The organism is Burkholderia sp. B10 (assembly GCF_004368385.1).
GTDB lineage: Bacteria > Pseudomonadota > Gammaproteobacteria > Burkholderiales > Burkholderiaceae > Burkholderia > Burkholderia vietnamiensis.
This window is the reverse complement of the sequence record NZ_PQMX01000020.1, coordinates 67,095-90,783: the sequence shown is the minus strand read 5'-3', so window position 1 is coordinate 90,783 and position 23,689 is coordinate 67,095. Positions and strand designations below refer to the sequence as shown.

The window sequence follows — 23,689 nt, the reverse complement described above, 5'->3', positions numbered from 1 at the left end:
CCACCCGCCCCTCGCCTATTCCGCGATCGCCAGCGCCTGCTTGACCGCGTCGATCCGTGCGCGATGCACGGCGTCCTTGATCTGCATCGCATCGTTGCCGATACCGCGCGCGATCGCGCCGGCATCGACGCTGCGCGCCGCGACCAGCGCCACGCGCAGCCGCTCGGCCTGCGGATACGGCTGCGTGTCGAGCCCGAGGCGGCCGCGCGCATCCGATTCGCACGCCTGCAGCATCTCGGCGAAGCGCGCCGGCTTGCGCAGCGCGTCGCTGCGTTCGAACAGCCGCACCAGCGCGGCCGCGCCCCTCTCCATCACGCGATGCAGGTTGCCGTGCTCGCGCGCGACCACCAGCGCGAGGTCGCGGCATTCGTTCGGCACCCGCAGCCGCTCGCACAGCGGCTTGATCAGCTCGACGCTGCGGCCTTCGTGGCCGACATGACGCGGCAGCACGTCGGCCGGCGTCGTCGCCTTGCCGAGATCGTGCGTGAGCGCCGCGAAGCGCACCGGCAGCGAATAGCCCTGCTTCGCCGCGTAGTCGACGACCATCATCACGTGCACGCCCGTGTCGACTTCCGGGTGGTAATCGGCGCGCTGCGGCACGCCCCACAGCGCATCGACCTCGGGCAGCACGCGCGCGAGCGCGCCGCATTCGCGCAGCACGTCGAACATCCGCGACGGCGTCGCCTCCATCAGCCCGCGCGCGATTTCCTGCCATACGCGCTCGGGCACCAGCGCGTCCGCCTCGCCCGCGTCGACCATGCGCCGCATCAGCGCGAGCGTCTCGTCGGCCACCGTGAAATCCGCGAAGCGCGCGGCGAAGCGCGCGATCCGCAGAATCCGCACCGGATCCTCGACGAACGCGTCGCTCACGTGCCGGAACACCCGCGCGCGCAGATCGGCCTGCCCGTCGAACGGGTCGATCACCGGCCCGATCAGCGTGCCGTCCGGGCTCACTTCGCGCGCCATCGCGTTGATCGTCAGGTCGCGCCGCGCGAGGTCCTCGTCGAGCGTCACGTCCGGCGCGTAATAGAACTGGAAGCCGTGATAGCCCGCGGCCGTCTTGCGCTCGGTGCGCGCGAGCGCGTACTCCTCCTGCGTGTCCGGATGCAGGAACACCGGGAAATCCTTGCCGACCGGCCGGAAGCCCTGCGCGGCCATCTGCTCGGGCGTCGCGCCCACCACCACGTAGTCGCGGTCCTGCACCGGCACGCCGAGCAATGCGTCGCGGATCGCTCCGCCTACTGCGTAAATGTTCATGGCGTCGATTCGTACTCGGCGATCACGTTGGTTTCGCGCCGCGCGCCTTCGATCCAGCGCTGCACCGCCGGCAGCGCCGTCACGCGCGCGGCATACCCGGCCGCCTCCGGCGACAGCTCCGGCGCATAGGTGTTGAAGCGCATCACGACGGGCGCATACATCGCATCGGCAATCCCGAATTCGCCGAACAGGAACGGGCCGCCCGATGCCGCCAGGCAGGCGCCCCACAGCGTGTCGATGCGGGCGACGTCGGCGAGCGCGTCGGGCGTCGCGCCGCGGCCCGGCGCCGACGCGCGCACGTTCATCACCATTTCCGTGCGCAACGCGGTGAAACCGGCGTGCATCTCCGCCGAAATGCAGCGCGCGTGCGCGCGATCGAGCGGATCGGCCGGCCACATCGGAAACTGCGGATAGCGCTCGGCGAGCGTCTCGGCGATCGCGAGCGAATCCCAGATCGCGAAGCCGTGATCGTCGATCAGGCACGGCACCTTTCCGGTCGGCGAATACTCGCGGATCCGCGCGGCCGTGTCGTCGCGGCGCAGTTCGATCGCGATCTCGTCGAACGGGATGCCGAAATGCGCGAGCAGCAGCCAGGGCCGCATCGACCACGACGAGTAGTTCTTGTCTCCAATGACGAGTTTCATGGCGGTGTTCCGATTAGCACGAGGTTGGACGACGGAAAGCGACGGCCGGCGGCGCCTAGCGGCGCGCGCGGAACCAGTCGAAGCGTGAGCGCTGCGCGGCGGCGCCGAGGTACGCGGGCGCGATGCTTTCGAGACTCGCGGGCGTGAGCCCGAGTTCCGGCGCGAGCGGCCCGGACAGCACGTTGGGCTGCGACATCGACGCGAGATTGTCGCGCGTGATGACCGGCTCGCCCGGCAGACATTCGAACACGCGCGCCTGCAGCTGCGCGAGCGCATCGGGCAGCCGCACGATGCGTGCGTGCCGGCCGACCAGCGTGCCGCAATAGCGCACCAGCTGCTCGAGCGTGTACACCGTCGGGCCGCCGAGCTCGTAGGTCTTGCCATGCGCGGCCGCCAGATCGAGCGTGTTGACGAACGCGCGCACGACGTCGCCGACGAACACCGGCTGGAAGCGCGCGTCCGGCATCGCGAGCGGCAGCACCGGCAGCGTGCGCTGCAAGTTCGCGAACGTATTGAGGAACGCATCGCCGGGGCCGAAGACGACCGACGGGCGGAAGATCGTCAGCGCGAGCGGGCCGGCCGCCGCAGACGCCGCGGCCGCCCGCAGCGCGGCCTCGCCGTCGCCCTTCGAGCGCTGGTACATGCTCGGGCCGTTCGAATCGGCGCCGAGCGCGCTCATGTGCAGCACACGCCGCACGCCGGCCTGCGCGCACGCGGCGCCGAGCGCGGCCGGCACGGCGACGTGCGCGCGCTCGAAGCCCGGCCCGTACGGCGAGCCGCGCCCGCCGTGCAGCACGCCGATCAGATTGACGGCCGCATGCGCGCCGGCGACGAAGCCGGTCAACGTGCGCGCATCGAGCGCGTCGAGCTCGACGATCTCGATCGGCAGCATCTGCAGGTGGCGCGCATGCTCGCGCCGCCGCGTGGCGACCCGCACGTGCTTGCCGGCTTCGATCAGCGCATTGACGAGCCGGCTGCCGATGAAGCCGGTGCCGCCCAGCAGCGCGACGGTCTGGCGTTCCATGTTCGGTCCTCCGATGGACGGTTCACGCCGATGACGGCGTGCGTGGCGCGTGGCACGCGCGCGCACGAAACGGCGTGCACCGGGCGTTCGCGAGCCGGCCATTCGCGTGAACGGCCCCTTCACGCTGCCGCGCGGCGCGCGTGCAGCACGAAGGTTGCGGATCAGGGCGAGATCGTGCCCAGGCGCTTCTTCAACGACTGCGGTTTGCCCTCGAAGAGCGCCGCGTAGTAGACGGTGTTCGACAGCACGTTCTTCACGTACTCGCGTGTCTCGTTGAACGGAATCGTCTCGGCGAAGATCGCGCCTTCGACCGGCCGCGTCAGCACCTGGCGCCACTGGCGCGGCCGTCCCGGCCCGGCGTTGTAGCCGGCGGTCGCCAGCACCGGCGAGCTGTCGAAGTTGTTGTAGATGTCGGCCAGATACCAGGTGCCGAGCTGGATGTTGGTGTCGATGTCGTGCATCTGCGCACGCGTGATCGTGCCCATCCCGAGCTTCTTCGCGACGAGCTGCGCGGTGGCCGGCATCAGCTGCATCAGCCCGCCCGCGCCGACCGACGAACGCGCGTTCGTGATGAAGCGCGACTCCTGGCGGATCAGCCCGTACGCCCATTCGACGTCGAGCCCGGTCGATTGCGCATAGCGCTCGACGATGTCGCGGTACGGCGACGGATAGCGCAGCGTGAAGTCGTGCTCGGCCTTCGTGCGGTCGGCCGTATTCACCGTGCGGTCGAGCAGCTCGACGCGCTTGCCGTACGCGGCGGCGGCGAGCAGCTGGCGATCGGTCATCCCGCGCAGCGGCCAGTTCCATTCGCGGTTGCCCTCGAGGCGCAGGTTCAGGCCGTAGAAGCGCTGCGCGAGCGCGAAGCCCGGAATCTTGCTCATCGCGTCGATCTCGGCGTCGCTCACCTTGGTGCGCGGCGGCACCGACGTGCGCTGGCCCAGCTCCTCGCCGGCGAGCTGCCCGTAGAAGTTGTACTGGCCGGCCACCTGCTCGAATTCCTGGTTCGCCTGCAGCGTGTCGCCGCTTTGCTTCAGCGCGCGCGCGTGCCAGTAGATCCATGCGGGATCGCTGCGCAGCGACGGCGGCATCTGCTCGATCGACCAGCGCACCATCGGCCAGTTGCCGGCCAGCAGCGCGGCGCGCGTGCGCCATTCGTAGCCGGGGTTCGACAGCGGCGCGTTGGCGGATTTCGCATACCAGTCGGACGCGAGCGCCGAGCGCTTGATGGCGGCCTGGTAGCCGATCGCGCCCCACGCGATCGCCTGCTCCCGCTTCGTCAGCGAACCGGCGAGCGAGGTGAGCATTCCGGCGGCCGCATCGGGATCGTTGCGCGCCATCCGGCCGAGCGCGATCAGCGCGAGCTGGTGCGATGCGGCGTCCGCGCCGACGCCGCGCGCGAGGTACAGCGGCGGCGCGCTCGTCGCCTGGTCGAAACCGGCCGGGCGCGGGCCGAGCGCGTCGACGATCTTGCCGCCGAGCGTCGTGTAGTTCTGCTCGAAAGCGAGGCGCGCCTGCTGCCACACGTCGTCGCTCGTGAACTGCTGGTTGACGGTGAGCGCCGTGATCAGGTCGACGCAGGCGTCGCCGTAGTATTTCGGCTCGACGAGCAGCGCGCGGGCGGCATCGGCGACGTTCTCGCCGCGCGCCGCGCGCGATTCGAGCGCATAGCATTTGACCTGCGTGTCGTCGTCGAGCACGAAGCGCTTGTACTGGTCGTCGAAGCCGCGCCAGTCGTGGCGCGCGCCGAGCACGAGCAGGTAGTCGTTGCGCAGGCGATCGGCGATCGCCTGGCCGTCGTAGCGCTGCAGGAACGACTGCACCGGCGCGTCCGGCGCATCGACGCGCGCGCGTCCGGTCGAATCGAACAGCTGCGGTTTGATCTGGAAATACTCGACGTAGGACGGCACCGGATAGTTCGGGATCATCGACGCGAGCTGCGCGGCCTTCGCGGCATCGTTGCGGCGCGCGGCTTCGCGCAGCTGCACGAAGATCTGATCGTCCCCGGCGAGCGTGTCGTCGCCCGGTGCGGCGCACGCGCTCGTGCCCGCCACGAGCGCGGCGGCCGAAAGCGTGAGCGCGACCGCGCGATATACTCGGAAAAGGCTGTTCGACATCGTTTTGAATGGAGCACGAAGTGAGCGAAAGCATAGCATGCAACCCTGTGCCGAACCCGAAGGTTGCACTGCGCAGAACGCTGTCCGGCGCGCGTCGCGACGCCGCGTCGCAGCCGGCCGCGAACGCCGCGCTCGAGGCCCGGCTGCGCGGCTTGCTCGAACGGCTCGCGCCGTGCACGGTCGGCTTCTACTGGCCGCTGCCCGGCGAATTCGACGCGCGCGACGCCGTGCTCGCGTGGGCCGCCGCCGGCCCCGGCCGCCGCGCCGCGCTGCCGGTGATCGGCGAGAAGCACACGCCGCTCGCGTTCCATGCATGGGATGCGCACACGCCGATGCGCGAAGGGCATCACCGGATTCCGGAGCCCGCGTCGGGCATCGCGGTCGTGCCCGACCTGTTGCTGATTCCGTGTGTGGGATTCGATCTGCAGCGCTACCGGCTCGGCTACGGCGGCGGCTATTACGACCGCACGCTCGCGGCATGGCCGGGCGACACGCTGCCGGTGACGGTCGGCATCGCGTACGACGCGTGCCGCGTCGACGCGCTGCCGGCCGAGGCGCACGATCTGGCGATGGGCTGGATCGTCACCGACCGCGCGCTCTACCCGGACGCCGGATGACGCGACGCGCGACGCCGCGCCGGCATCCCGCGCGTCGCCGCGCTCGGCGTCCGAGCCGCAATCGTTTACAACGAGGCGGCCGCGCGCGCGGCGGTGTCGTACAGGCCCGATGCGTTGCGCAGCAGTTGCGCGGCGTCGCCGATCTGCTCGTTGGTGAGGCCGCTGTCCTTCAGCGTCTCGATCAGACAGTGCTCGCGCACCTCGCGATACTTCATGCACAGCGCGCGGCCCGCATCGGTCGCGAAGAAGAACACTTCCTTGCCGCTCTTCTCGCTTTTCACATAGCCGCGCGCGATCAGTTTTTTCAGCGCATAGGTCGCGACGTGCGTATCCTCGATATTGAGCACGAAGCAGATGTCGGCGAGCTTCTTCTTGCGCTCACGGTGGCTCACGTGATGCAGCAGCGACACCTCGACGGCCGTCATGTCCTTCGCGCCGGCGGCCGACATGCAGCGCACCATCCAGCGGTTGAACGCGTTGCCGGCCATGATGAGCCCGTATTCGAGCTCCGACAGCTCCACGCTCGACTCGGAAACGAGGTGTTCGGATGACACGATCTTGGTCGGAGAACGCTTCATGGAAGGGCGGCGCAAGCAGGATGTCAGGGTGAGCCGAGTGTACGACAGAAGCCTCTGTATAAGAGCTAGGCGAAAACGCTTATTGGGAAATTCTCGATATTTTATTGAGAATGTACGCTAACATTGCCGTCCGAACCGTGCCAGTCCGATGACGCAACCCCGCATTTATCCACTCGGCGATGCCGCCCTCGTCTGCGAGATGCCGGCGCCCGCCACGCTCGATTGCCAGCGCCGCGTGTGGGCCGTCGCCGAAGCCGCGCGCGCGTGGCCCGACGTGATCGACGTCGTGCCGGGCATGAACAATCTGACGATCGTGTTCGACGCGCTCGCCTCAACCGCCGAGTCGCTCACCCCGGCGCTGCGCGACGCGTGGGACAGCGCCGACGTCGCGCCCGTGCCGGGCCGCGACGTCGAGATCCCGGTCGAGTACGGCGGTGCCGCCGGCCCCGATCTGGCGGCCGTCGCCGCGCACACCGGGCTGTCGGCCGACGAAGTGGTCGCGCGCCACGCGGGCGGCGAATACGTCGTGTTCTTCGTAGGATTCCAGCCGGGGTTCGCGTATCTCGGCGGCCTCGACCCGGCGCTGCACACGCCGCGCCGCGCCGCGCCGCGGCTCGAGGTGCCGGCCGGCTCGGTCGGCATCGGCGGCGCGCAAACCGGCATCTATCCGGCCACGGCGCCGGGCGGCTGGCAGTTGATCGGCCGTACTTCGCAGGTGCTGTTCGATCCGGCCCGGCCGCAGCCGACGCTGCTGCTGCCCGGCGACCGCGTGCGCTTCACCATTGCCGGAGTCGACGCGACATGACCCAGAAGACCGCCCCCGGCACGATCGAGGTCGTGCGCGCCGGCCCGCTGTCCACCGTGCAGGATCTCGGCCGCCGCGGGATGCGCCATCTGGGCGTCGCGCAAGGCGGCGCGCTCGACGGCCTCGCGCTCGAAGTCGGCAACCGGCTGGTCGGCAACCGTCCCGATGCGGCGGCCGTCGAAATCACGATCGGCCCGGCCGCGTTCCGCTTCACGCGCGCCACGCGCATCGCGATCACCGGCACCGAATTCGGCGCGACGCTCGACGGCAAGCCGGTGTATTCGTGGTGGAGCCTGCCGGTCGACGCCGGACAGACGCTCGTGCTGCCGGCCGCGAAACGCGGGATGCGCGGCTACCTGTGCATCGCGGGCGGCATCGACGTGCTGCCGGTGCTCGGCTCGCGCAGCACCGATCTCGCGGCGCGCTTCGGCGGCCTCGGCGGCCGCGCGCTGCGCGACGGCGACCGGCTGCCGGTCGGCGTGCCGCCGGCCGGCGCCGGCTGCCTCGCGTCCGATGCGCCCGAGTTCGGCGTGAAGGCGCCGGCGTGGTGCGCGTTCGTGCGCGTCGACGAACCGCCGCGCCGCCACCGTCCCGCGCATGCGCCGTGGGCGATGCCCGTGCGCGTGCTGCCGGGCCCCGATTACGCGTCGTTCTCGGCCGAGTCGCAGCAGGCGCTCTGGGACGAGGAATGGCTCGTCACCGCCAACAGCAACCGGATGGGCTATCGGCTCGCCGGCGCCGAGCTCGTGCGCGAGCGGCCGGTCGAGCTGCTGTCGCACGCGGTGCTGCCCGGCACGATCCAGGTGCCGCCGAACGGCCAGCCGATCGTGCTGATGCACGACGCGCAGACCACCGGCGGCTACCCGAAGATCGGCACGGTGATTCGCGCCGACCTGTGGAAACTCGCGCAGGCGCGGCTCAACCTGCCGATCCGCTTCGTGCGCACGACGCCCGAGGCCGCGCGCGCCGCGCTGAACGCGGAACGCGCATATCTGAGACAGATCGACGTCGCGATCGAGATGCGCGAGGAGACGCGTCGCCGCGCGCAATCGCGCGCAGCGTGACAATGGCGCAAGCAGTACGCAACACGGCCCGCGCAGCCCGCGGGCGAGGAACATCATGGAAATCGATCTGAACGCCGATCTCGGCGAAGGATGCGGATCGGACGAGGCGCTGCTCGACCTCGTCACGTCGGCGAACATCGCATGCGGCTGGCATGCAGGCGGCGCCAATGCGATGCGCGACTGCGTGCGCTGGGCCGTGCAGAAGGGCGTGTCGATCGGCGCGCATCCGAGCTTTCACGATCCGGAGAATTTCGGCCGCAAGGAAATGCAGCTGCCGCCCGGCGACATCTATGCCGGCGTGCTGTACCAGCTGGGCGCGCTGTCGGCGATCGCGCAGGCCGAAGGCGGCCGCATCGCGCACGTCAAGCCGCACGGCGCGCTGTACAACCAGGCCGCGCGCGATCCGACGATCGCGGACGCGGTCGTGTCGGCCATCCACGATTTCGATCCGTCGCTGTCGGTGTTCGGGCTCGCCAACAGCGTGTTCGTCGCGGCCGCGCGGCATGCGGGCCTCGTCGCGATCGAAGAGGTGTTCGCCGATCGCGGCTACCGCGCGGACGGCACGCTGGTTCCGCGCAGCCAGCCCGGCGCGCTGATCGACGACGAAGACGCGGTGCTCGCGCGCACGCTCGACATGGTGCGCGAGCGGCAGGTGCGCGCGGTGACGGGCGAGTGGGTGCCGCTCAATGCGCAGACCGTCTGCCTGCACGGCGACGGCCCGCATGCGCTCGCATTCGCGAAGCGGATTCGCGCGGCGCTCGAGACGGCCGGCATCGACGTGATCGCGCCCGGCACGCTGCAGGCCGGCGAAGACGCGTAACGCGGCACGCCCTCGCTCACGCGCACGCATCGCGTGCCGCATCCGATCGGCCGCATCAAAGAAAAAAGCGCCCTCGTGGCGCTTCATTGTTGGCACAATCGCCGCGGCTTCGCCGTCTGTCGATTCGCCTCCCGAAACCGCCTTGCGACGGTGACCGGAACGCTGCTCCGGATGAAAAAACGTCCGCCGCCGCCCGATTGCTGCTTCCCCCGGTCGGACGACGGAACGTCGCTTATACCGCTAAGTCTGCCGCATGCATGTGCTGTACGACGATGTTTGGCCCCGCCGTGCATGCAGACACTCCGCGGCCGGCACGCTGATTACGTGCCGGCTACGCCAACCCCGCGCTTTGTTTTCTGCTACCCCGTAGAACTTTTCTATTCTTTGCATTTTTTCAACTTGTGGGGTGAAGAATAGAGATTGGCAGAACCGGATGTCAATGGCTTTAAACGCTATTTCCAGACGGTTCGAGGGTTTTCCTTATCGGCTCGCGCGGCCGCCTGCGCGCATCGACACGCAAGCGCGCGGCCGATCGAATGGCGGAGGATCGGCGAGCGGCGTCGGGCGCGCTCAGTTCGCGTCGACCCGGTACCCCTGCTGGCGCAACAATTCGAGCACGCCGCGCTGGCCACCCAGGTGCAGCGCGCCGATCGCGACGAACACCGGCCGGTTCGGCGCCGCGATTGCCGTCATCCGTGCAACGAAGCGCCGGTTGCGCTCGTACAGGATCTTGTTGTCGATCGACGCCGACAGCGCCTTCGACCGTGCGAGCCGCTCGCTCTTCGCGACCGCCCATGCGGAGATCGCGTCGGCGTCGCCAATACGCCACAGCCGGTGCAGCGCGCCGATGTCGGCGGCGTTCTGCGCGGGCGTCTGCACCATGTCCTGCGCGAGCATCTCGCGCTGCTCGGCGAGCGTGAGGCCGGTGAACGCGCGCATCTGCTCGGCGAGCGTCTCCAGGCCGATCACGCGGCCGCCCTTCTTCTTCAGAAATACGTTCTGCAGCTGCGCCTCGGTGCCGTACTCGGTCTGCAGGCCGGCCGACAACGAGTCGTACGTCTCGACCACCAGCGCGGCGAGCCACGGCCGCATCCGGCGGATTTCGGCGAGCGCGGCCGGGTTACCGCGCAGCCGCGCGGCGAGCTGCTGCCACAACGGCTCGGGAAGCAGGCGCTGCAGGCACGGGTAGCGGCAGACGCCGTACTTCGACACGTCGTCCTGCGATTCCAGCAGATCGTCCGGCGACAGCTCGAGCGCGAGCGTCGGCGAGGCGGCGAGCGCCGCGAGGATGGTGGGCCGGAACGGCTGCGCACTCGGGTAGTCGGACGGGTCGCCCGTATGCAGCGTGCCGAGCACGTACAGCGTGACCTTGCCGCGCGTCGCGACGTAGAACGGCATGCGGGCCGGCTGCACGCGCACCGTACCGCGCGCGACCGTGCCGTTCGACACGGACGGCGCGTGGAAGCCCGGCAGCGTCATGCCCGGCGACGGCGCCTGCGCCCGATGAATCGGCGAACTGCTCGGCATGCGCTCCTGCGCGCGCGCGGCCGCGGCCGGCACCAGCACGCTCGCGGCCACGCAGGCGCCGGCCAGCGCCGCGCCCGTGACCGTGCGCACGCTCCAGCGTCTTGCGTTGCGGCACGCGCGCAGCATGCGCGCGCGGCCGGCTCCCGACCGGCGCACGCGAGGCGCGCGCGCCGCCAACCCGTCAGGCATTCGCCTCCCCCACCTCCTCGGCGCGATGGCAGGCCACGCGACGTCCGTCGACGTCGCGCAGCTGCGGTTCCTCGACACGGCAGCGCTCGACCGCGTACGGGCAGCGCTGGTGAAACGCGCAGCCCGACGGCGGATTGAGCGGCGACGGCAGTTCGCCCTGCAGCTTGATCTGCACGCGGCGGTCTTCCTCGAAGATCGCCGGCGTCGCCGACATCAGCGCACGCGTGTACGGATGGCGCGGCCGCGCGTAGATCGTCGCCTTGTCGCCGAGTTCGGCGACGCTGCCGAAGTACATCACCATCACGTCGTCCGCGACGTGCTCGACCACCGACAGGTTGTGCGAGATGAACACGTAGCTCGTGTTGAACTGCTCCTGCAGATCCATGAACAGGTTCAGGATCTGCGCCTGGATCGACACGTCGAGCGCGGACACCGGCTCGTCGGCGACGACGATGCGCGGCTCGAGGATCATCGCGCGCGCGATCGCGACGCGCTGGCGCTGGCCGCCCGAGAACATGTGCGGATAGCGCTTCGCGTGCTCGGGGCGCAGGCCGACGGTGCGCATCATCTGCGCGATGCGTGCCGCGCGTTCGGCCGCCGACAGGTTCGCGTTGATCTCGAGCGGCTCGGCGAGCGTCTGCTCGACGGTCTTGCGCGGATTCAGCGACGCGAACGGGTTCTGGAACACCATCTGCACGCGCCGGCGCAGGTCGGCGACGGTGTGGCGGCCGGCGCCGGCCACGTCGTTGCCGTCGATCATCAGGCTGCCCGAGGTGGGCGTCTCGATCATCGTCAGCTGGCGCGCGAGCGTCGATTTTCCGCAGCCCGACTCGCCGACCACCGCGAGCGTCTTGCCGCGCTCGAGCGTGAACGACACGCCGTTCAGCGCCTTCACGGTGCCCTGCCCGAACATCCCGCGCCTGACCGTGTAGTGCTTCGCGAGCTGGTCGGCGACCAGCACGGCCTGCCCGTCGGGCGACGCGCGGCGCGTTTCGTTGACAGCATTCATCGTGCGCCTCCCGTCAGGTCGAAGCTGGAAACATTGAGCGGCTTGATGCAGCGCGCGCGCATCGCATCGTTGCCGGCCACGAGCGGATCGAGCGCCGGGCGCGCCTTGCGGCAATCGTCGACGACGTACTTGCAGCGCGGCGCGAACAGGCATCCGGACGGGCGATCATCGCGGCCCGGCACCATGCCGGGCAATGCGGCAAGGCGACGCGCCCCCTGATTGTGCTCGGGAATCGCCGCGAGCAGCGCTTCGGTGTACGGGTGATGCGGCGCGCGGAAGATGTCGGGCACGCGGTTGGTCTCGATGATCTCGCCCGCGTACATCACCGCCACGCGCTGCGCGACCTCCGACACCACGGCCAGATCGTGCGAGATCAGCACCAGCGCCATCCCGCGCTCCTTCTGCAGCTTGACGAGCAGATCCATGATCTGCGCCTGGATCGTCACGTCGAGCGCGGTGGTCGGCTCGTCGGCGATCAGCAGCTTCGGATTGCACGCGACGGCCATCGCGATCATCACGCGCTGATTCATGCCGCCCGACATCTGGTGCGGAAACGCCGCGATCCGGTTCTTCGCATCGGGAATGCCGACCTGGTCGAGCAGCTCGAGCGCGCGCCGGTGCAGCGCGTCGCCGCGCAGCCCTTCGTGCAGCTTCAGCACCTCCTTGATCTGGTAGCCGACCGTGTAGCTCGGGTTCAGGCTCGTCAGCGCGTCCTGGAACACCATCGCGATGTCCTTGCCGACGATCTTGCGGCGCGCCTTCGGCGACGCCTTCAAGAGATCCACGCCGTTGAACGTGACCTCGTCGGCCGTCACCTTGCCCGGCGCGTCGATCAGGCCCATCAGCGCCATCATCGTCACGCTCTTGCCCGAGCCCGATTCGCCGACGACGCCCACCACCTCGCCCGGCGCGATCGACAGGTTGATCCGGTCGACGGCGGGCAGGCCGTTGAAATTCACCGCGAGATTGCGGATGGTCAGGAGTGGGTTGCTCATGTCGTCCTCCGCCGGGCCGTCCCAAAGAGGATGACCGCCCCCTTGGGGGGCGCCGTGCATGGGACCGGAGTAAGCGCTGAAGCGCCAACTCCGGTCGGCAGCGAACGAAGCAAGCGTGGGGTTCGTTTCATCTTAGGCCATCCGTTTCAGTTTGGGATCGAGCGCGTCGCGCAGCCCGTCGCCGAGCAGGTTGATCGCGAGCACCGAAATCAGGATCGACAGGCCCGGCATCGTCACGATCCACCATGCGTTGTCGATGTAGTCGCGCGCGGACGCGAGCATCGCGCCCCACTCGGCGGTCGGCGGTTGCACGCCGAGGCCGAGGAAGCCGAGCGCGGCCGCGTCGAGGATCGCCGACGAGAAGCCGAGCGTCGCCTGCACGATCAGCGGCGCCGTGCAGTTCGGCAGCACCTGCGAGAACATCAGGCGCAGCGTGCCGGCGCCGGCCACGCGCGACGCCGTCACGTACTCCTTCTGCAGCTCGCCGAGCGCCGACGCGCGCGTGAGGCGCACGTAGGCCGGCAGCGCGACGATCGCGATCGCGAACATCGTGTTGGTGAGGCCCGGCCCGATGATCGCGACGACGGCGACCGCGAGCAGCAGCGACGGCAGCGCGAGCAGCACGTCCATGATGCGCATCACGGGCGTGTCGGCCCATTTCTGGAAGAACGCGGCGACGAGGCCCAGCACGATGCCGGGGATCAGCGCGAGCACGACCGACACGAAGCCGATCCAGAACGACATGCGCGCGCCGAACATCAGGCGCGAAAGGATGTCGCGCCCGGCTTCGTCGGTGCCGAGGATGAACTGCCAGTTGCCGCCGGCGAGCCACGCGGGCGGAATCTTCACGTAGTCGCGGTATTGCTCGACCGGGCTGTGCGGCGCGATCAGCGGCGCGAGGAGCGCGACCAGAATCAGCACGAGCACGACGAGGCCGGCGCCGACCGCACCGCGATTGCGCGAGAAGTTGGCCCAGAACTCGCGCAGCGCGAGCGCGCGGCCGCCGGCCGGCGCAGATTCGGTCGGCAGGGTATTTTGCAGATTGCTCATGGAGTTACCTCGTGTGGCGGATGCGCGGATTCAGCACGCCGTACAGCAGGTCGACGACCAGGTTCACGACGATCACGAGCGTCGCGATCAGCAGAATGCCGCCCTGCACGACCGGATAGTCGCGGCGGCCGATCGCATCGATCAGCCACTTGCCGACGCCGGGCCACGAAAACAGCGTCTCGGTCAGCACGGCGCCAGCAAGCAGCGTGCCGATCTGCAGGCCGATCACGGTGACGACCGGGATCAGCGCGTTGCGCAGCGCGTGCACGACCACCACGCGCGCCGGCGACAGCCCTTTCGCGCGCGCCGTGCGGATGTAATCCTCGCGCAGCACTTCGAGCATCGACGAGCGCGTCATCCGCGCGATCACCGCGAGCGGGATCGTGCCGAGCACGATCGCGGGCAGGATCAGGTGGCTGACCGCCGACTTGAACGAGCCTTCGTCCGGCGCGAGCAGCGCGTCGATCAGCATGAAGCCGGTCGGATGCGGGAAGTCGTATTCGACGGCGATGCGGCCCGACACGGGCGTCCAGCCGAGATACGACGAAAACACCATGATGAGGATCAGCCCCCACCAGAAGATCGGCATCGAGTAGCCGGTCAGCGCGGTGCCCATCACGCCGTGATCGACGACCGAGCCGCGCCGCAGCGCGGCGATCACGCCGGCCGGCAGCCCGACCACGAGCGCGAACACGAGCGCGCACAGCGACAGCTCGACGGTCGCCGGAAAGCGCGCGAAGAATTCGCCCGCGACGCTGGTGTTGGTGATGATCGACGTGCCGAGGTCGCCATGCAGCGCCCGGCCGATGTAGTGCAGATATTGCATGGGCAACGGCTGGTCGAGCCCGAGGCGCTTCATCGCCTCTGCATGCATCGCGGGATCGACGCCGCGCTCGCCCATCATCACTTCGATGGGGTCGCCCGGTATCAGGTGAATCAGCGCAAACGCCAGGATGGTGATGCCGATGAAGGTCGGGATCACCATCCCCACGCGGCGCAACACGAATGTGAACATGATGCGTCTCGTATTTTCTTGTGGGAAATGTGCGACCGGCGACGGGAAGCTTTTGGCTTCCCGCCGCCGGATGAGGTATGAGCCGGTCTCGGTCTTCTGGACAGCTTATACGGGCCGTATTACTTCACGCCGACTCCGTCGAAGCGCGCGTAGCCGAGCGGTTCGATCCGCATGTCGACCACGTTCTTGCGCACCGGCTGGTAGACCGTCGAGTTCGCGATCGGCGAGAACGGCAGCTGTTGCGCGAAGATCTGCTGCGCCTGCATGTAGATCTTCGTGCGCGCGTCCTGGCCCGTCGTCGTGCGGCCCTTCTGCACCAGCTCGTCGAACGGCTTGTAGCACCAGTGCGAGAAGTTGTTGCCCTTGATCGCCTCGCAGCCGAGCAGCGTGCCGAGCCAGTTGTCCGGGTCGCCGTTGTCGCCGGTCCAGCCGATCAGCATCGTGTCCTGCTCGCCGGCGTGCGCGCGCTTGATGTACTCGCCCCATTCGTAGGTGACGATCTTCGCCTTCACGCCGATCTTCGCCCAGTCGGCCTGGATCATCTCGGCCATCAGCCGCGCGTTCGGGTTGTACGCGCGCTGCACCGGCATCGCCCACAGCGTGATGTCGAAACCGTTCGGGAAGCCTGCCTTGGCGAGCAGCGCCTTCGCCTTCGCGGTGTCGTAGGCGGCCATCTTCAGGTTCTTGTCATACGACCATTGGGTCGGCGGCACCGGCGCGGACGCGGCCTGGCCGGCGCCCTGGTAGACCGATTCGAGGATCGCCTTCTTGTTGATCGCCATGTCGAGCGCCTGACGCACTTCGAGCTTGTCGACCGGCTTGTGCTCGACGTTGTATGCCAGGTAGCCGAGGTTGAAGCCCGGCTGCGACGGCATGTCGATGCCCGAGTCGGCCTTCAGCGTCGCGATGTCGGCCGGACGCGGATAGCTCATCACCTGGCATTCGTTGCGCTTGATCTTCTGCACGCGCACGCCCGGATCCGGCGTGATCGAGAAGATCAGCTTCGACAGCTTCACCGCGCCCTTCTTCCAATAGTCTGGATTGCCATCGAAACGGATCGTCGCGTCCTTCGTGTAGCTGCGGAAGATGAACGGACCGGTGCCGATCGGCTTCTGGTTGATGTCGGCGGCGCGGCCGGCCTTCATCAGCTGATCCGCGTATTCGGCCGACAGGATCGACGCGAACTCCATCGCCATGTTCTGGATGAACGGCGCGTTCGGCTCGGCGAGCGTGAACTTCACGGTGTACGGATCGACCTTCTCGACCTTCGTGATGAGCTTGTCGAGGCCCATGTCGGTGAAGTACGGGAACGACACCGGGTACGCCTTGCGGAACGGCTGGTTCGGATCGAGCATGCGCTCGAACGTGAACACGACGTCGTCCGCGTTGAACTCGCGCGTGGGCTTGAAGAAGTCGGTCGTGTGGAACTTCACGCCGTGACGCAGGTGGAACGTGTACACCTTGCCGTCGGACGACACGTCCCACTTCTCCGCGAGGCCCGGCTCGACCTTGGTGCCGCCGCGCTCGAATTCGACGAGGCGGTTGTACACGGTGAACGTGGCGGCGGTGAAATCGACGCCGGTGGTGAATTGCGCGGAATCGAAACCCGCCGGGCTGCCTTCTGAGCAGTAGACGAGCGTCTTGTTCGGAATCTGCGCGAAGGCAGAACCCGCGACGCCGAGCGATGCTGCTGCCACGCCTGCAATGGCGGTAACACGCAGGCTGTGCAACAGACGGTTGTATTCCATGTTTCCTCCAGGTCTCCAGATCGGAACCGGTCCCCATGGGCCGGGTACGCGGATATTACTTGAGCTATGGATTGCGCAACAAGCTGGAGAAAAAACTCTTTTAGTTGCGTGCGCGCGGCTTTTTGCCGGGGTAGCGCGGGCGCGGAACGGTCGCGCCGCATGCGCGAGCGGCGGATGCGCCAATCGTGCGCCTGTTTCCTTCTACAACTAAACAATTCGGCTGCGTGCGCGGACGGGCCGTCACGTCGAAGTCATGCGCATCGTGCTCATCGCGCTCGTTGCGCTCCGCGCGCGCATGGCTGCACGCCCGGAACGGCGCCGGTGCGCGTGTTGCAGCGCATCGTCAGGCGGGTGCGTCGAGGTCGGCGCTGCGCACGGGGACGAATGCGACCGCGACGATCGACAGCGCGAGCCCGGCCATCACGTAGTAGGTCGGCGCGAGCGGCGAGCCGGTCGTCTTGATGAGCCACGTGACGATGAACTGGCCGAAGCCGCCGAACAGCATCACCGCGATGTTGTATGCGATCGACAGCCCGGTCGAGCGCACGTTGGCGGGAAACAGCTCGGCGATCATCGCGCCGAACGGCCCGTAGTAGCCCGCGAGCGTGACCGCCAGCACCGCGTGCACGACGATCAGCCGGCCGATGCTCGGCGCCCCGTCGAGCCACACGAACAGCGGATACATCAACGCGAGCGTCAGCACGAGCGACCACAGCGACAGCCCTTTGCGACCGATGCGATCGGACCATGCGCCGGCGATCGGCGACAGCACCATCAGCAGCAGGTTGCCGATGATCACTGCGTAGAACGACTGAGCATAGGGCAGCTTCAGCTGCTTCACCGCGAAGGTCGGCAGATAGATGATCAGCACGTAGATGGTCACGGTGAGCGCGATCACCGAGCCGAGCCCGCACAGCACCTCGCGTGGATGGCGCGTGAAGACTTCGCCGAGCGTCGCGCGGCGCGCGCTCTGCTGGGCATGCAGGAATGCTTCGGAATCGTCGAGATGACGGCGGATATAGAAACCGATCGGCCCGATCACGAGCCCGAGGACGAACGGCACGCGCCAGCCCCAGCTGTGCAGCGCGTCGTGCGACAGCCCGCGCGTGACGGCCGCGCCCACCAGCGCGCCGATCAGCAGCGCGGCCGCCTGGCTCGCCATCTGCCAGCTGCCGTAGAAGCCGCGTTTCGAGAACGGCGCGGCTTCGATCAGCAGCGCGGTCGCGCTGCCGAATTCGCCGCCGGCCGAGAAGCCCTGCAACAGACGGCCGAGCACGATCAGCAGCGGGCCGCCGATGCCGATCGCCGCATACGGCGGCGCGGCGGCGAGCAGGAAGATGCCGGCCGTCATCAGCAGCATCACCAGCGACAGCGCGGCCTTGCGGCCCGCGCGGTCCGCGTACAGCCCGAGCACGATGCCGCCGACCGGGCGCATGAAGAACGCGACGCCGAACGTCGCGGTCGTCAGCAGCAGCGACGCGTATTCACTGGAAGTCGGGAAGAACAGCTCGGCGATCACGACCGTCATCAGGCCGAACACGGTGAAGTCGTACCACTCGAGCGCGTTGCCGATCACGGCCGCCGCGACCGCGCGCCGGTTCAGCGCACGCTCGGGCCGGACCGTCTTGGTTGAATTCGCAATCGTCGCCATGCGTGCCTCGTCCTCGTGAATTCGCCGTGTCGGGCGGTCGCGGATCGCACGGGAGCGTTCGCGGCGCGCTGGTGTGCAGCGAGTGTAGAAAGCGAAGAAACCGATTTCAAGCATAAAAACGCCCGCCATCGGATGATGGCGGGCGTTTTGCGGTTTTCGCCACATTGCGGCATCGCACGATGCCGCCACCGACGTCAGCCCATCTTCGAGAATGCGCTGCACCAGCCCTTCGCCGACACCTGCTTGCCGGGGAACGCACCGCACGGGCCCGACGCGGAGCCCTTCTTGCCCTGATACAGCATGCAGGCCGCGCAATCCTGGCCCGCCGCGTATTTCGGATACTTCGCCTTGTCGACCTTGGTGGCATCGGACTTGTAGCCGAGCGCCACCGCGGTCGGATCGGTTTCCGACAGCATCGGCGCATCGGCCAGCGCTTCGCGCGACAGCGCAAGCGCGGACACGGCGCCGATGCTCGTGATCAGGAAACTCCGACGGGTTGCTTTCATGGGGACTCGCTCCAACGTTATCGGTTTGAAAGCCGTTCTGGCGACGGCCGCTCGACAGAATAACCGCGCGGCGAACAAATGTGCGCGCCGAAATGCCGGAGATAACGGATTTCGCAGGCGCAGCGAAGCCGCGTCGGGCGGCCCGCGCGCGGACGCTACGCGTGAGGTGCGCGTCAGGTGCGCGACGCGATGTCGCCGACGCGCTGCGCGAGCGCGAGCGCCGCGGTCAGCCCCGGCGACTCGATGCCGAACAGATTGACGAGCCCGCGCACGCCATGCTGCGCCGGCCCCTGCACGACGAAGTCGGCCGGCGGCTCGCCGGGCCCGGCGAGCTTCGGCCGGATTCCGGCGTACGCGGGCTGCAGCGCGCCGTCGGGCAGGCCGGGCCAGTATGCGCGGATCGATGCGTAGAACCCCTGCGCGCGCGCCGGATCGACGTCGTAGCGCAATGCGTCGACCCATTCGACGTCGGGGCCGAAACGCGCCTGTCCGGCCAGGTCGAGCGTCAAGTGGATGCCGAGCCCGGCGCGATCGGGCATCGGATAGACGAGGTGCGAGAACGGCGCGCGCGCGGCGAGGCTGAAGTAGTGGCCGCGCGCGAGGTAGAGCGGCGGCACCCAGCGCGGGTCGAGCCCGCGCGTGCGGCGCGCGAGCGCCTGCGCGCCGAGCCCCGCGCTGTTGACGACGCACGCGGCCTCGATTTCGGTCGGCGCAGCGCCGCCGGTGCGAACGACGAAGCGCCCGCCGCGCAACACGTCGATCGACTCGACCGGCGATTGCAACGCGCACGTCGCGGCGTCGCGCTGCGCGTCGCCGAGCAGCGCGAGCATCAGCTGATGGCTGTCGACGATGCCGGTCTCGGGCGAGAACAGCGCTTCCACGCATTCGAGCGCCGGTTCGAGCGTCTGCGCTTCGGCGCGCGTGAGCGGCAACAGGTCGAGCACGCCGTTTTCCGCCGCGCGGGCCGCGATCGCCTTCAGCTGCTTCACCTGCGCGGCGCTCGTCGCGACCAGCAGCTTGCCCACGCGCCGGTGCGGCACGTGATGCGTCTCGCAGAATCGATACAGGAGATCGCGCCCGTGCACGCATGAGGTCGCCTTCAGCGAGCCGCGCGGATAGTAGAGCCCCGCGTGGATCACCTCGCTGTTGCGCGAACTGATGCCCGTGCCGATCGCATCGGCCGCTTCGAGCACGATCGTCTCGCGGCCGCGCGCGGCAAGCTCGCGCGCGATCGCCAGACCGACGACACCCGCGCCGATCACCACACAATCCGTCTGCTCCATGGCATTTCGCGTCGCTCACGCGTCGAGGGAACACACGGAGATTGTACGTCCCGGTTCGCGCGCGTGCCGGCCGCGCACACGTCGTGGCCGGCCGCGCGCCGCCGCCGACTCAGAAGCCGATCGGCCTGCGCTTCGCGGCGCCCTCGTCGGCGCGGATGTCCGCCGGCGCGATCACGTCGCGCCCGTCGAGCCGCGCGGCGCCGAACGCATGCAGCAGCGCGCGGCGCATCGTGCGCGGCGGCGTCGCCGCGAGCACGTCGAGCGCGTCGGCATCGAGCGTCTCGGGAAAGCGCCGTCCCCATCCATGCGACGTGCGGATCTCGTCGTAGATCGTCTGCGCGATGCGGCGCGCGCCGGCCGCGTCGGGCGGCGCGATCTCGTACACGTTCATCCGGTTCAGCAGCGGCTCGGGAATCGCATGCGCGTCGTTCGCGGTCGCGATCCAGATCACGTTGCCCGCGTTGATCGGCACCTCGGCGAATTCGTCGACGAACGCGCGCGCGGTGTCGTGCTCGAGCAAGGCGTACAGCGCGCCGAGCGGATCGTACTGCGCGTCGCTGCCGGCCTTGTCGATCTCGTCGACGGCGATCACCGGGTTCGCGTAGCTGCCGTTGACGAGCGCATCGAACACCTTCCCCGGCTTCGCGTTCTTCCATTGCGACGACGCGCCCGACAGAATCCACCCGGCCGTCAGCGAACTCATCGGCACGTAGTGATACGCGGTGCCGAGCAGCTGCGCGAGCGCCTTCGCGAAATGGGTCTTGCCGATCCCCGGCGGGCCGAGCAGCAGGATCGGCATCAGCTCGAGCCGGTCGTCCGTCTCGAGACACAGCGCGACCTGCTTGCGCATGTCGTCGAGCGGCTCGGTGAAATTGGGCAGCGCTTCGCCGAGCGCGTCGAACGACGGCATCCGGTTCGGCTTCACGCAAAAGCGCAGATTGCCGGTCTTGAGCATCCGCTCGTAGGTCGCGCGCAGCGCATCGCTCGCGCTCTCGTTCAGATCGTTCAGCGCGGTCTCGACCTGCTCGAGGTCGTACACCGTGCTGAAGGACGCCACCGCCAGTTCCTGTTTCACCATCGCCGTCGTCATACCAACCTCGCTCGTGCTGCCGTCGCCCGGCCATCGGACCCCGACGATTTCAGTGTAACGATCCCGCGTCGGCGCGCAAGCAAGCAGCCGCCACGCTCTGCTGCTAACACGCGCGCACGCTGCAGCGGCGCGCGCCGCGGCGTATGATCGACGGTTCACGGGCGGCCTCGCCGTCCTCGCCGTCCTCGCGCACTGCGCCCGCACGACGCGGCGCGCTTCGTTCCGAAGGGTTGCCGATGTCCTTTCCCGATGCCGCCTCGCGCGTCGACGCCGACGCGCTCCGCACTGTGGACGCGGTCGATGCCGCGCTCAAGTCACGCCGCGCGATACGCGCGTTCCTGCCGACCCCGGTGCCGCGCGACACGCTCGAGGCGATCCTCGAAGCCGCGAGCCGCGCGCCGTCCGGCACCAACATCCAGCCGTGGCGCGTGTACGTCGCTACCGGCGCGACGCGCGACGCGCTCGCGGCGGCGCTCACCGCCGCGTACGACGATCCCACGCGCGACGAGAAATACGTCGCCGAGTACGACTACTACCCGCGCGAATGGGTGTCGCCGTACGTCGACCGGCGCCGCAAGGTCGGCTGGGACCTGTACGGCCTGTTGAACATCGGCCGCGACGACAAGGCGCGCATGCATGCGCAGCACGCGCGCAATTTCCGCTTCTTCGATGCGCCGGTCGCGCTGTTCTTCACGCTCGATCGCGTGATGGCGCTCGGCGCGTGGCTCGACTGCGGGATGTTCGTGCAGGCCGTGATGACGGCCGCGCGCGCACGCGGTCTCGACACCTGCCCGCAGGCCGCGTTCGTGCCGTTTCACCGGATCGTCGCCGAGCACCTCGGGATACCGGCCAACGAGCAGCTCGTCTGCGGAATGTCGCTCGGCCACGCGGACCCGCACGCGATCGAGAACCGTCTCGTCACCGAGCGTGCGAGCGTCGCCGAGTTCACCCGCTTTTTCGCTTGAAAACACGCGGCCCGCACCTACCTTTCGATCAGGACCGGATCGTGCTGCGCCCCGGACGGTGCATTCGCTCGCGCGACCGCGCCGATCGATCGGGCGTAAGATGTGCGTCCGTTCCACGCTACCCGCGTTTTCCGGAGAAGTTTCATGCTGAAGCACGGCCTGGCCGTCCTGCTCGCGAGCTGCGCGCTCGCGGCCCATGCGCAAAGCCCCGCACCGGCCGTCGTCGCATGGGAGATCCAGGTGGTGCGCGACGGTCAGACCATCGACACGTTCCAGCAGCGCACCACCGTCGGTCAAACCCGCACCGATACCCATCGCTATCCGTCCGCCGTGCCCGTCGGCTGCGGCAATGCCGCGCGCGTCGTGCCGACCGAGCGCTCGCGCGCGGTCACGGTCGCGCCGCTGTCCGTCGACGACGCCGCGCACACCGTCTCGCTCGCGCTCGACGTGCAGGAGACCCTCGACGACGACGACACGCCGCGCGGCGATCCGTGCGTGCCCGCGTCGCCGCGGCAGATCGCCGCGAGTCATCCGGGGCTCGCGGTCGGCGGCGAGGCATGGACCGACTGGACGCTCGTCGACCAGCATCCGCATCTCGTCTATCGCGTGCGTGCGCACGTCGCCAGGGACTGAACGCCATGTCCGCAGACGCACTATCCCTGCCGTTCGCCGAACCGCACGCGGCGCCCGACGAAATCACCGCGGTCAGCTGGAACCTGCACAAGGGCCGCTCGCCGCTCGGCTTCACCGCGTGGAACGCGATGCGCAACTGGATGCAGTCGACGCACGCCGACGTGTACTTCCTGCAGGAAGCGATGGCCCGCCGCATGCCGCGCCCGATGCTCGCACCGGGCTTCGGCGCGCCGATGGAAGAGGCCGGCGACGACGTCTGGCACTGCCAGGCCACCGAGATCGCGCAGGCGCTCGACTGGCAGATCGCGCTCGGGCCGAACGTGTTCAAACCGTCGTGGCGGCACGGCAACGCGATCCTGTCGCCGCATCCGCTCGATCTCGGCGGCCGCTGGGACATCTCCGCGCACCGCTTCGAGCGCCGCGGGCTGCTGGTGGCGCGCGCGACGCTCGCCGGCGCGCGGCCCGTCACGCTGCTGTGCGCGCACCTCGCGCTCACGCGCGCCGCGCGGCTGCGCCAGATGCACTGGATCGCGCACTGGATCGTGCGCAACGCGGGCGACGATCCGCTCGTGCTGGCCGGCGACTTCAACGACTGGCGCAACGATTCGGTGGCGCTGTTCGGCGAGATCGGGCTGTCCGAGGTCGCGACGCTGCTCGGCGAGTCGGGCCGCACGTTCCCGGCGTTCTCGCCGGCGCTCGCGCTCGACAAGATGTTCGTGCGCGGGCTGACGCCGCTCGAATGGCAGGCGCCGTCCGGCGAGACGGCCTGGCTGTCCGACCACCTGCCCTACATCGCGCGGCTGCGGCTCGATCCGCAGTAACGGCGGTAACCGCGGTGACGCGCGCGCCCGCGCGCCGCGCCGCGCGCGGGGCCGCCCGGCGCAAGCCGGATGAAATGATTCGTTGCGCCAAATCCGCGCAGCCGCGCGGGTCAAGCCCGCATCCGCCCCAAGCAGGGTAAAATACCGAGTTACTCAAACGTCTGTCATCGAGAAGGCGCGTGTCCGACGCGCCGGCCGGCCGATCCGCGATCGGGCCGCTGCACTCGGTTTTTTTGCCCGTTTTTGGGCTCGTTACACGCGTTAGCGACGCGCGTCCGCTTTCA

At 68.9% G+C, this 23,689-nt stretch carries 22 protein-coding genes; 7 read left to right on the top strand and 15 right to left on the bottom strand.

All coding sequences use genetic code 11. The annotated features are described in order from the left end of the window. Positions 1-15 precede the first annotated feature (15 nt). From C3Y15_RS13085 to C3Y15_RS13070, 4 genes are all read right to left on the bottom strand, one after another. Positions 16-1,257, bottom strand: coding sequence for a multifunctional CCA addition/repair protein (locus C3Y15_RS13085; protein WP_134206838.1), 1,242 nt, complete (start codon positions 1,255-1,257; stop codon positions 16-18). Continuing rightward, positions 1,254-1,901, bottom strand: a complete 648-nt coding sequence (locus tag C3Y15_RS13080; protein WP_011886270.1) for a glutathione S-transferase family protein — start codon at positions 1,899-1,901, stop codon at positions 1,254-1,256. The genes C3Y15_RS13085 and C3Y15_RS13080 overlap by 4 nt, the downstream gene beginning before the upstream one ends. 55 nt (positions 1,902-1,956) lie before the next feature. Continuing rightward, on the bottom strand, positions 1,957-2,925 hold the full coding sequence (locus C3Y15_RS13075; RefSeq protein ID WP_041493911.1) for a complex I NDUFA9 subunit family protein: 969 nt from the start codon (positions 2,923-2,925) through the stop codon (positions 1,957-1,959). A 161-nt stretch (positions 2,926-3,086) separates the two neighbouring features. Continuing rightward, positions 3,087-5,039, bottom strand: a complete 1,953-nt coding sequence (locus C3Y15_RS13070; RefSeq protein ID WP_041493912.1) for a lytic transglycosylase domain-containing protein — start codon at positions 5,037-5,039, stop codon at positions 3,087-3,089. Positions 5,040-5,047: 8 nt separating this feature from the next. Here C3Y15_RS13070 and C3Y15_RS13065 point away from each other — a divergent pair, with 8 nt between their 5' ends. Further along, positions 5,048-5,656: a 5-formyltetrahydrofolate cyclo-ligase gene (locus C3Y15_RS13065; RefSeq protein WP_059695709.1), complete on the top strand. Its 609-nt coding sequence runs from the start codon at positions 5,048-5,050 to the stop codon at positions 5,654-5,656. 65 nt (positions 5,657-5,721) lie between these two features. Here C3Y15_RS13065 and C3Y15_RS13060 read toward each other — a convergent pair whose 3' ends face one another. Then, positions 5,722-6,234 carry a winged helix DNA-binding protein gene (locus tag C3Y15_RS13060; RefSeq protein WP_014723821.1) on the bottom strand — a complete coding sequence of 171 codons (513 nt, stop codon included), beginning with the start codon at positions 6,232-6,234 and terminating at the stop codon, positions 5,722-5,724. Positions 6,235-6,382: 148 nt separating this feature from the next. On the opposite strand from C3Y15_RS13060, the gene pxpB reads away from it, so the two are divergent. Genes pxpB through pxpA form a run of 3 tightly spaced genes read left to right on the top strand, consistent with a single transcriptional unit; the run spans position 6,383 to position 8,923 of the window. Continuing rightward, positions 6,383-7,039: a 5-oxoprolinase subunit PxpB gene (pxpB, locus tag C3Y15_RS13055; RefSeq protein WP_011886275.1), complete on the top strand. Its 657-nt coding sequence runs from the start codon at positions 6,383-6,385 to the stop codon at positions 7,037-7,039. Beyond that, positions 7,036-8,103, top strand: a complete 1,068-nt coding sequence (locus C3Y15_RS13050; RefSeq protein ID WP_011886276.1) for a biotin-dependent carboxyltransferase family protein — start codon at positions 7,036-7,038, stop codon at positions 8,101-8,103. Before pxpB ends, C3Y15_RS13050 begins: the two co-directional genes overlap by 4 nt. A 55-nt stretch (positions 8,104-8,158) precedes the next feature. Beyond that, a complete protein-coding gene (gene pxpA, locus C3Y15_RS13045) occupies positions 8,159-8,923 on the top strand; it encodes a 5-oxoprolinase subunit PxpA (protein WP_069246353.1) in 765 nt (254 codons plus the stop codon). Positions 8,924-9,493: 570 nt separating this feature from the next. Here pxpA and C3Y15_RS13040 read toward each other — a convergent pair. From C3Y15_RS13040 to C3Y15_RS12995, 10 genes are all read right to left on the bottom strand, one after another. After that, positions 9,494-10,639, bottom strand: a complete 1,146-nt coding sequence (locus C3Y15_RS13040; RefSeq protein WP_011886278.1) for a TraB/GumN family protein — start codon at positions 10,637-10,639, stop codon at positions 9,494-9,496. Further along, positions 10,632-11,648: a peptide ABC transporter ATP-binding protein gene (locus tag C3Y15_RS13035; protein ID WP_011886279.1), complete on the bottom strand. Its 1,017-nt coding sequence runs from the start codon at positions 11,646-11,648 to the stop codon at positions 10,632-10,634. Before C3Y15_RS13035 ends, C3Y15_RS13040 begins: the two co-directional genes overlap by 8 nt. Further along, a complete protein-coding gene (locus C3Y15_RS13030) occupies positions 11,645-12,643 on the bottom strand; it encodes an ABC transporter ATP-binding protein (protein WP_034192484.1) in 999 nt (332 codons plus the stop codon). The genes C3Y15_RS13035 and C3Y15_RS13030 overlap by 4 nt, the downstream gene beginning before the upstream one ends. A gap of 132 nt (positions 12,644-12,775) precedes the next feature. Then, entirely contained in the window at positions 12,776-13,693 is a 918-nt protein-coding gene (locus tag C3Y15_RS13025; RefSeq protein WP_011886281.1) for an ABC transporter permease subunit, read from the bottom strand. Between the two features lie 4 nt (positions 13,694-13,697). After that, a complete protein-coding gene (locus C3Y15_RS13020) occupies positions 13,698-14,708 on the bottom strand; it encodes an ABC transporter permease subunit (protein WP_011886282.1) in 1,011 nt (336 codons plus the stop codon). A 119-nt stretch (positions 14,709-14,827) separates the two neighbouring features. Next, on the bottom strand, positions 14,828-16,456 hold the full coding sequence (locus tag C3Y15_RS13015; RefSeq protein WP_059568278.1) for an ABC transporter substrate-binding protein: 1,629 nt from the start codon (positions 16,454-16,456) through the stop codon (positions 14,828-14,830). Between the two features lie 343 nt (positions 16,457-16,799). Further along, complete coding sequence (locus tag C3Y15_RS13010; protein ID WP_069246354.1) at positions 16,800-18,107, bottom strand: MFS transporter; 1,308 nt, start codon at positions 18,105-18,107, stop codon at positions 16,800-16,802. 194 nt (positions 18,108-18,301) lie between these two features. Then, a complete protein-coding gene (locus tag C3Y15_RS13005; protein ID WP_011886285.1) occupies positions 18,302-18,613 on the bottom strand; it encodes a high-potential iron-sulfur protein in 312 nt (103 codons plus the stop codon). 173 nt (positions 18,614-18,786) lie between these two features. Next, the gene (locus C3Y15_RS13000) at positions 18,787-19,896 is read right to left on the bottom strand and encodes an NAD(P)/FAD-dependent oxidoreductase (protein WP_011886286.1); all 1,110 of its coding nucleotides are present in this window, start codon (positions 19,894-19,896) and stop codon (positions 18,787-18,789) included. Between the two features lie 109 nt (positions 19,897-20,005). After that, entirely contained in the window at positions 20,006-20,986 is a 981-nt protein-coding gene (locus tag C3Y15_RS12995) for an AAA family ATPase (protein ID WP_011886287.1), read from the bottom strand. A 236-nt stretch (positions 20,987-21,222) separates the two neighbouring features. Here C3Y15_RS12995 and C3Y15_RS12990 point away from each other — a divergent pair, with 236 nt between their 5' ends. The 3 genes from C3Y15_RS12990 to C3Y15_RS12980 all read left to right on the top strand — a co-directional run bounded on the left by C3Y15_RS12990 (position 21,223) and on the right by C3Y15_RS12980 (position 23,405). Next, positions 21,223-21,951 carry a nitroreductase gene (locus tag C3Y15_RS12990; RefSeq protein WP_069246355.1) on the top strand — a complete coding sequence of 243 codons (729 nt, stop codon included), beginning with the start codon at positions 21,223-21,225 and terminating at the stop codon, positions 21,949-21,951. A gap of 144 nt (positions 21,952-22,095) precedes the next feature. Further along, the gene (locus tag C3Y15_RS12985) at positions 22,096-22,584 is read left to right on the top strand and encodes a hypothetical protein (RefSeq protein WP_014723829.1); all 489 of its coding nucleotides are present in this window, start codon (positions 22,096-22,098) and stop codon (positions 22,582-22,584) included. Positions 22,585-22,589: 5 nt separating this feature from the next. Next, entirely contained in the window at positions 22,590-23,405 is an 816-nt protein-coding gene (locus C3Y15_RS12980) for an endonuclease/exonuclease/phosphatase family protein (protein ID WP_011886290.1), read from the top strand. Positions 23,406-23,689: the final 284 nt, after the last annotated feature.

Coding starts and splice junctions, on each gene's coding strand:
- C3Y15_RS13080 (WP_011886270.1), bottom strand. CDS start 1,901: ATGAAACTCGTCATTGGAGACAAGAACTACTCGTCGTGGTCGATGCGG.
- C3Y15_RS13015 (WP_059568278.1), bottom strand. CDS start 16,456: ATGGAATACAACCGTCTGTTGCACAGCCTGCGTGTTACCGCCATTGCA.
- C3Y15_RS13040 (WP_011886278.1), bottom strand. CDS start 10,639: ATGCCTGACGGGTTGGCGGCGCGCGCGCCTCGCGTGCGCCGGTCGGGA.
- C3Y15_RS13050 (WP_011886276.1), top strand. CDS start 7,036: ATGACCCAGAAGACCGCCCCCGGCACGATCGAGGTCGTGCGCGCCGGC.
- C3Y15_RS13070 (WP_041493912.1), bottom strand. CDS start 5,039: ATGTCGAACAGCCTTTTCCGAGTATATCGCGCGGTCGCGCTCACGCTT.
- C3Y15_RS12980 (WP_011886290.1), top strand. CDS start 22,590: ATGTCCGCAGACGCACTATCCCTGCCGTTCGCCGAACCGCACGCGGCG.
- C3Y15_RS13025 (WP_011886281.1), bottom strand. CDS start 13,693: ATGAGCAATCTGCAAAATACCCTGCCGACCGAATCTGCGCCGGCCGGC.
- C3Y15_RS12985 (WP_014723829.1), top strand. CDS start 22,096: ATGCTGAAGCACGGCCTGGCCGTCCTGCTCGCGAGCTGCGCGCTCGCG.
- C3Y15_RS13005 (WP_011886285.1), bottom strand. CDS start 18,613: ATGAAAGCAACCCGTCGGAGTTTCCTGATCACGAGCATCGGCGCCGTG.
- C3Y15_RS13020 (WP_011886282.1), bottom strand. CDS start 14,708: ATGTTCACATTCGTGTTGCGCCGCGTGGGGATGGTGATCCCGACCTTC.
- C3Y15_RS13060 (WP_014723821.1), bottom strand. CDS start 6,234: ATGAAGCGTTCTCCGACCAAGATCGTGTCATCCGAACACCTCGTTTCC.
- C3Y15_RS12995 (WP_011886287.1), bottom strand. CDS start 20,986: ATGACGACGGCGATGGTGAAACAGGAACTGGCGGTGGCGTCCTTCAGC.
- C3Y15_RS13065 (WP_059695709.1), top strand. CDS start 5,048: ATGGAGCACGAAGTGAGCGAAAGCATAGCATGCAACCCTGTGCCGAAC.
- C3Y15_RS13000 (WP_011886286.1), bottom strand. CDS start 19,896: ATGGAGCAGACGGATTGTGTGGTGATCGGCGCGGGTGTCGTCGGTCTG.
- C3Y15_RS13010 (WP_069246354.1), bottom strand. CDS start 18,107: ATGGCGACGATTGCGAATTCAACCAAGACGGTCCGGCCCGAGCGTGCG.
- C3Y15_RS13085 (WP_134206838.1), bottom strand. CDS start 1,257: ATGAACATTTACGCAGTAGGCGGAGCGATCCGCGACGCATTGCTCGGC.
- pxpB (WP_011886275.1), top strand. CDS start 6,383: ATGACGCAACCCCGCATTTATCCACTCGGCGATGCCGCCCTCGTCTGC.
- C3Y15_RS12990 (WP_069246355.1), top strand. CDS start 21,223: ATGTCCTTTCCCGATGCCGCCTCGCGCGTCGACGCCGACGCGCTCCGC.
- C3Y15_RS13075 (WP_041493911.1), bottom strand. CDS start 2,925: ATGGAACGCCAGACCGTCGCGCTGCTGGGCGGCACCGGCTTCATCGGC.
- C3Y15_RS13035 (WP_011886279.1), bottom strand. CDS start 11,648: ATGAATGCTGTCAACGAAACGCGCCGCGCGTCGCCCGACGGGCAGGCC.
- pxpA (WP_069246353.1), top strand. CDS start 8,159: ATGGAAATCGATCTGAACGCCGATCTCGGCGAAGGATGCGGATCGGAC.
- C3Y15_RS13030 (WP_034192484.1), bottom strand. CDS start 12,643: ATGAGCAACCCACTCCTGACCATCCGCAATCTCGCGGTGAATTTCAAC.